The organism is Anaerolineae bacterium (assembly GCA_013178165.1).
Lineage (GTDB): Bacteria > Chloroflexota > Anaerolineae > Aggregatilineales > Ch27 > Ch27.
Genome location: JABLXG010000007.1, coordinates 129,397 through 135,632, shown reverse-complemented (window position 1 = coordinate 135,632; position 6,236 = coordinate 129,397). Strand labels below are relative to the sequence as shown.

The following is a 6,236-nucleotide window of genomic DNA, read 5'->3' as shown; positions in this document are numbered from 1 at the left end:
ACCTGCTCAAACAGGATAAATCCGTCAAAGTGGGTATCGCGGCCAAACGCAAGATGGCCGGCTGGGACAATGACTATCTATTCCGCGTGCTATGCCCAGATTAGAGAAGCACATGCGATTGCCCTAGTTAGACTCACCATTTGCCCTGTTCAAGATATCGAGTCGTGTTACAATAGAACGTTAGTGCTATGCGATTCTTCGGGGGCGACAGGGCGGGTGGCAACATGCAGGACAAGATCATCGTGCGCGGCGCGCGCGAGCACAACCTCAAGAATATTGACGTAGATATTCCCCGTGACAAACTGGTTGTCATTACCGGCCTTTCTGGCTCCGGCAAGTCCTCCCTGGCCTTCGATACGATCTTCGCCGAGGGTCAGCGACGTTATGTGGAAAGTCTGAGCGCCTACGCCCGCCAGTTCCTGGGCCAGATGGAAAAGCCCGATGTCGACCAGATCGAGGGCCTCAGCCCGGCGGTATCGATCGACCAGAAGGGTGTCAGCGCTAACCCGCGCTCGACTGTCGGGACAGTCACCGAAATCTACGACTACCTCCGTCTGTTGTACGCCCGTATTGGCATCCCCCACTGCCCGGTTTGCGGTCAGGAAGTGGTGGCCCAGAGCGCTGAGCAAATCGTCGATCGTGTTCTGGCGCTGCCGCCTGACCGCCGTATCCAGATCCTGGCGCCGGTGATCAAGAACCGCAAAGGGCGCCATGAGCGCGTTTTTGAGGATATCCGCAAGGCCGGATTTGTCCGTGTGCGGGTGAACGGGGAAATCCATGACGTCAATGAAGACATCGATCTGGATCGCTACAAGAACCATTCGATCGATGTCGTGGTGGACCGCCTGATCACCCGCCGTTTTGACGATCCAGAGTCGGAAGAGGCCCTCGCCGCCCGGAGTCGCCTGACCGATGCAATCGAGACAGCGCTCAAGCATGGCGAAGGTGTGGTCATCATCAACGATGTGACTGATCCGGCTAACCCGGTGGATACCCTCTACAGCGAACATCTGGCCTGTGTCAACGGCCATGGCAGCCTGCCGGAGATGGAACCGCGCACCTTCAGCTTCAACAGCCCTAACGGGGCCTGTGTAGAGTGCCAGGGACTGGGAATGCGGCTGGAGTTCGACCCGGATCGGATCGTCCCTAACGGCGATATGTCGCTGGCGGATGGGGCGATTCAGGCTCCTGGCTGGAGCAGTACCGATAGCTATACGGTGCGCTGGATGCTGGAAGCTCTGGTCCAGCTTGGCGTGCCAGTCAAGCGCCCCTGGCGAGAACTGACCGAAGAGCAGCGCAACATTGTGATGTATGGCTCGCCAACGCGCCCGGTGCGGCGCTCCTTCACCACAGCTCAGGGCTATACACGGGAGTATCATGGCCGCTGGGAGGGTGTGATCAAGACGCTGCAACGCCGCTATGACGAGACCACCTCCGACTACATGCGCGCTGCATATGAGGCGCTGATGTCTGGCGTGAAGTGCCCGGCCTGCCAGGGCAAGCGACTGCGTCCGGAGGCGCTGGCGGTCACAGTGGACGGTCGTAGTATCGTCGAGGTGACGCAGATGACCGTTAAGAACCTGCTGCCCTGGGTGCAGGCGCTGCGGGGGACAAATGGCCAGCCGCCACGGTTGAACGATCTGGAACTGCGCATTGCTGCCCAGATTCTCAAGGAGATTGAGTCGCGGGTTGGCTTTCTGGTCGATGTCGGCCTGGACTACCTGACTCTCTCGCGGGCTTCAGGCACGCTCAGCGGCGGGGAGGCGCAGCGCATCCGCCTGGCGACACAGATCGGCAGCCGCCTGACTGGCGTGCTCTATGTGCTGGATGAGCCAACGATCGGCCTGCATCAGCGCGACAACCTGCGCCTGATCCGCACGCTGGAGGAGATGCGCGATCTGGGCAATACCCTGCTGGTGGTTGAGCATGACGATGAGACTATCCGCCACGCTGACTGGATCATCGATCTGGGGCCGGGGGCGGGTGAGCATGGCGGGCAGGTGGTGGCTCAGGGCACGCTGGAGCAGATTCTGCAGGACCCCAACAGCCTGACCGGCGCGTATCTTTCCGGGCGCAAATGCGTTCCTGTGCCTGCTCAGCGGCGGAAGGGGCTTGGCAGCCGGATCACGATTCGCGGCGCACGGGAGAACAACCTCAAGAACATCGATGTGGATATCCCGCTGGGTCAGCTGGTCTGTGTGACCGGCGTCAGCGGCAGCGGCAAGAGCACGCTGGTGGTGGAGATTCTGTACAAGCGGTTAGCCCAGGTGTTGCATGGCAGCCGGGAACGGCCCGGTGACCATGACACGATCGAGGGTCTGGAGCAGATCGACAAGGTTATCAATATTGACCAGAGTCCGATCGGGCGGACACCGCGCAGCAACCCGGCCACTTATACCAAGATGTTCGATGCGATCCGGGCCTTGTACGCCGAGTTGCCGGAGAGCAAGGTACGCGGCTATACGCCGGGGCGCTTTAGCTTCAACGTCAAGGGCGGGCGGTGTGAGAATTGCCAGGGGCAGGGCCAGTTGCTGATCAGCATGCAGTTCCTGCCGGATATCTACGTGCCCTGCGATGTCTGCCACGGGACGCGCTACAACCGGGAGACGTTGCAGGTCCAGTACAAGGGTAAGAACATCGCCGAAGTGCTGGACATGACCGTCAGTGAAGGGCTGGAATTCTTCGAGAACATCCCGGCGATTGTCAGTAAACTGCGCACGCTCAAAGCGGTCGGGCTGGGCTACATCCGTATCGGCCAACCGGCCACAACGCTTAGCGGCGGCGAGGCCCAGCGCGTCAAACTGAGCCGCGAACTGAGCAAACGGGCCACCGGCCGGACGCTCTATGTGCTGGACGAGCCATCGGTAGGGTTGCACGCGGCGGATGTGGCCCGATTGATCAAGGTTCTGCAGCGGCTGGTTGACCAGGGTAACACCGTGGTGGTGATTGAGCATAACCCCGACATCATCAAGGTCGCCGATTACCTGATTGACCTGGGGCCGGAGGGCGGCGACGACGGTGGCGAGATTGTGGCGCAGGGGACGCCGGAGCAGGTGGCGGCCAACGAGCACAGCTATACCGGCCAGTTCCTGCGGGAGTATCTCAACGGACGTGGCGGCGACTGCCCGGCTGATTGATCACCTCTGAAAAGCATAACGCGGCGCTGCCTGCCGATCCGGTTCGCCGGGCCAGGGCAGGGGCGCCGCGTTGCCTTTGATGGGGCGGGCGCCTTCAATCCAGATCGACGTAAGATAGTTCTTCAGTGGTGGCGACGCGGTGCCCGTAGGTGCCGATCGGTGCGGTGGCTGGCTCCGGAGATGGGATACTGCGCACCGAGGAGGCCCGCGATCGGTCGCTGTACTCGCGGCGGGGGGCGCCGCCGGGCAGGGCGCTCGTCCGTGCTGCTTCGACTGGCCTGGCGGCGCCGTCAACCGTGCGGCCGCTGCTCGCCGGGCTGAAGAGGCGATCGCCGCTGCTGGCGAGGCTGGCGATCAGGGCGATGCGGGTCAGCCAGACCAGCGCGGCGATCAGGATTGGCGCCGTGCGTAGAAGCTGGGCGCGGGTGATCACCTCGTTGCCGAGGGCCGGGTTCTCGCTGAGCGTGCTGGTGATAGCCCACCAGGTCATAATGGCGTTCATCGCTGCGCCCAGGAACCAGGCCGTTGTCAGCAGCCAGACGGTCCGCGGCTCGCGACGCCAGTCCGTCCCCGGCGTGAACAGCCGCGAGAGGCCGGCAAAATCAATGGCGCAGAAGGCCAGCGCCAGGATGGTCGCCCAGTTCAGTGCGCCCAGCGCCTGATGGTCGCCAAAGAAACTCTGCAGGGCGTATTCAGTCGTTGCGAAGTTGAACAGCTCAAAAGCTGCTAGCGCCAGGGGCAGAACAAGAAACCCGCCCAGCCCGCGCCGGAACCGGATTCTATGACGCGCAATGGGAATAGCCATCGGTCACCTCAATAGAACTTATGTTCTAATCTGTGTTCATTATAGGACGATTGCAGGCCAGCTGTCAACGGGATTGTCGGTTGCCACCGGGTAATGGGCTATAATTAGCCTTCCAGGGAGCGTTGGCTGGCTGGGGCAAGAGGGAGAGCATGAGTTTTCGCAAATTCGTTGATGTGCTTTTGGGGTTGGACAGAACAGCGCCTGCGCCAGCGACCGACCTGCAGCGCTGGCAAAACATCCTGCTGAATGGCACCCGCCAGCGCCAGCAGGGACAATATGAGGAAGCCAGGCGGACATTCGAGGCTGTGCTGGAAGAAGCGCGCGCCGCTGGCAATCGCATAGCCGAAGCAACTGCCCTCGGTCATCTCGGTGTATTGCATACGGAGCGCAAACAGTGGGCGGCGGCGGAGCAGGCGCTTGAGCAGGCGCTGGCCATCGCCCGCGAGCAGGGCAATGCCGTCCTGCTGGCAGCGGTGCTTAACGACCGGGCGCATTTTTTGCAGGCAAAGGGGGAGCGCCGGGCGGCTCAGGAAGTCTTCGAAGAGGCGTTAAGTTATGCCCGTCAGGGCACTGACTCACACCTGACCGCCCACATTCTGGCTGATTTGAGTGACCTTTACCTGGAAGACAACAGCGCTAGCTACGCCTACCGCCTGCTTGAAGAGGCTAACCAGCTCACCGGGCACCAGTTGCCGGCGCTTGTGGGGCGGCTGGGTAAGGCGGCGCTGGCCGTGGGGCGCGAAGTGGAAGGCCATCGCTGGATCGTCCAGGCATTGCGCCTGTCCCACGCGCTTGGCAATGCCGAGCAGGAAGTCCAATGGGCCATGGTGCTGGCTCAGCGCTACGTCGGCCAGGGGCGACTGGACGAAGCTGAGCGCTTGTACCAGCGCGCCGCTGCTCTGCTCAAGTCCGGCCTGCGCCTGAAGCCGGCGGAATATGTGCGTTACCTGCTGCAGCGCGCCGATATCAGCTATCAGATTGGCCGCTATGAAGATGCCATCCGCTTTGCCGAGCAGGCCATCCCACAGGCCGAGGACCTTGGCCTGGTAGCGCAGATCACACGCGCTCATGGCTTGCTGGGCATGGCCTGCCGCGCGCTGGGAAAGCATGATCTGGCGATCGGCCACCTGCAGACCGGGCTCAGTTACCTGCCACAGAAAACACCGCTGGACGACCGCTTTGAGCTTCAGCTTGAACTGGCACGGGTGCAGCAGGAAGTTGCGCCGGAGGAAGCGCTGGCAACATACCGCGCTGTTGCCAGCGAGGCGCGGAGCGCCGGGGCAAAGGCGGTCCTGGCCCGCACGCTGACTTACCTGGGGCGGCTGGAGCATCAGCATGGAGAGGTGCAGGCCGCCCTTGAGGCCTGGCGGGAAGCTGCAGCTCTGTTCGAGGAACTGAGCGATGCACATTATCTGGCACCGCTGCTGTGTGACATCGCCAACCTGCTCAAAGATCGCGGCGATACCAAACAGGCGTTGACGCTCTATGAACAGGCACTGGTCGCCCTGAATCATGTCAAGCATGCCCCCACACGCGGGCTGGTGCTTTCCAATGTCGCCAATATGTACGCGGAAACCGGAGATGTCGAGACCGCTGAGGCGTTTTACCAGGAAGCGATCGCGATCGCCCGGGCTTCCGGCGACCGTATGGCGGAGAGTCTACGGTTGGGCAACCTGGGCTGGTTCTACATGCTCACTGGCCGCCTGCAGGATGCACAGAGCGCGTTGGAACGGGCCTTGCAGATCAGCGAGTCGCTGGGTGTTCCTCTGGTGCAGGCTGTTCAGCGCAACAACCTGGCCCTGACCTGCGCCCGGCTGGGCGACTTCGCCGCTGCAGAACGGAATCACCAGCAGGCGCTGCGCAGCCTGGAAGGACTGGGGGAAAGCCGCTGGGAAGCCGTCCTGCACAGCGACCTGGGTGAGACGCTGGCCCGCCAGCGTAAGTTCCGGGAGGCGCAGACTCATTACGAACTGGCCCTCAACCTGAGCCGGGAAGCCGGGGATAGCGCCACGCAGGCGCGCACGCTGTGGCGGCTGGGCGATCTGCAGCGCGAAATGGGGGAGGCCGCCGCCGCTGAGGCCAGCTACGAACAGGCCGCGCTCAGCGCCCAGGCGATTGGCGCCCGGCGCGATCTGGCTCATGCCTATCTGGGGCATGGCCTGTTGGCGCTTTCCCGCCAGCAGCATGGCCGGGCACGCAAACTGCTACAGGAATCGGTTCGTCTGTTTGGCATCCTTCACGCGCCGGAGCAGAAGATCGCGGAGCAGGCGTACAGCCGACTTGTCTGAGCCGGT

At 62.5% G+C, this 6,236-nt stretch carries 3 protein-coding genes; 2 read left to right on the top strand and 1 reads right to left on the bottom strand.

The features are described 5' to 3' along the window. Positions 1-224: 224 nt before the first annotated feature. Positions 225-3,137 carry an excinuclease ABC subunit UvrA gene (gene uvrA, locus HPY64_07830; protein NPV67038.1) on the top strand — a complete coding sequence of 971 codons (2,913 nt, stop codon included), beginning with the start codon at positions 225-227 and terminating at the stop codon, positions 3,135-3,137. 94 nt (positions 3,138-3,231) lie between these two features. On the opposite strand, the gene HPY64_07825 is transcribed toward uvrA, so the two are convergent. Beyond that, positions 3,232-3,942, bottom strand: coding sequence for a hypothetical protein (locus tag HPY64_07825; GenBank protein ID NPV67037.1), 711 nt, complete (start codon positions 3,940-3,942; stop codon positions 3,232-3,234). Between the two features lie 149 nt (positions 3,943-4,091). Between HPY64_07825 and HPY64_07820 the strand changes: the two genes are divergently transcribed. Then, a complete protein-coding gene (locus tag HPY64_07820) occupies positions 4,092-6,230 on the top strand; it encodes a tetratricopeptide repeat protein (GenBank protein NPV67036.1) in 2,139 nt (712 codons plus the stop codon). The last annotated feature ends 6 nt before the right edge of the window (positions 6,231-6,236 follow it).

What these genes read in the sequence shown, in the direction of transcription:
- HPY64_07820 (NPV67036.1), top strand. Translation starts at nt 4,092, where the DNA reads ATGAGTTTTCGCAAATTCGTTGATGTGCTTTTGGGGTTGGACAGAACA.
- HPY64_07825 (NPV67037.1), bottom strand. Translation starts at nt 3,942, where the DNA reads ATGGCTATTCCCATTGCGCGTCATAGAATCCGGTTCCGGCGCGGGCTG.
- uvrA (NPV67038.1), top strand. Translation starts at nt 225, where the DNA reads ATGCAGGACAAGATCATCGTGCGCGGCGCGCGCGAGCACAACCTCAAG.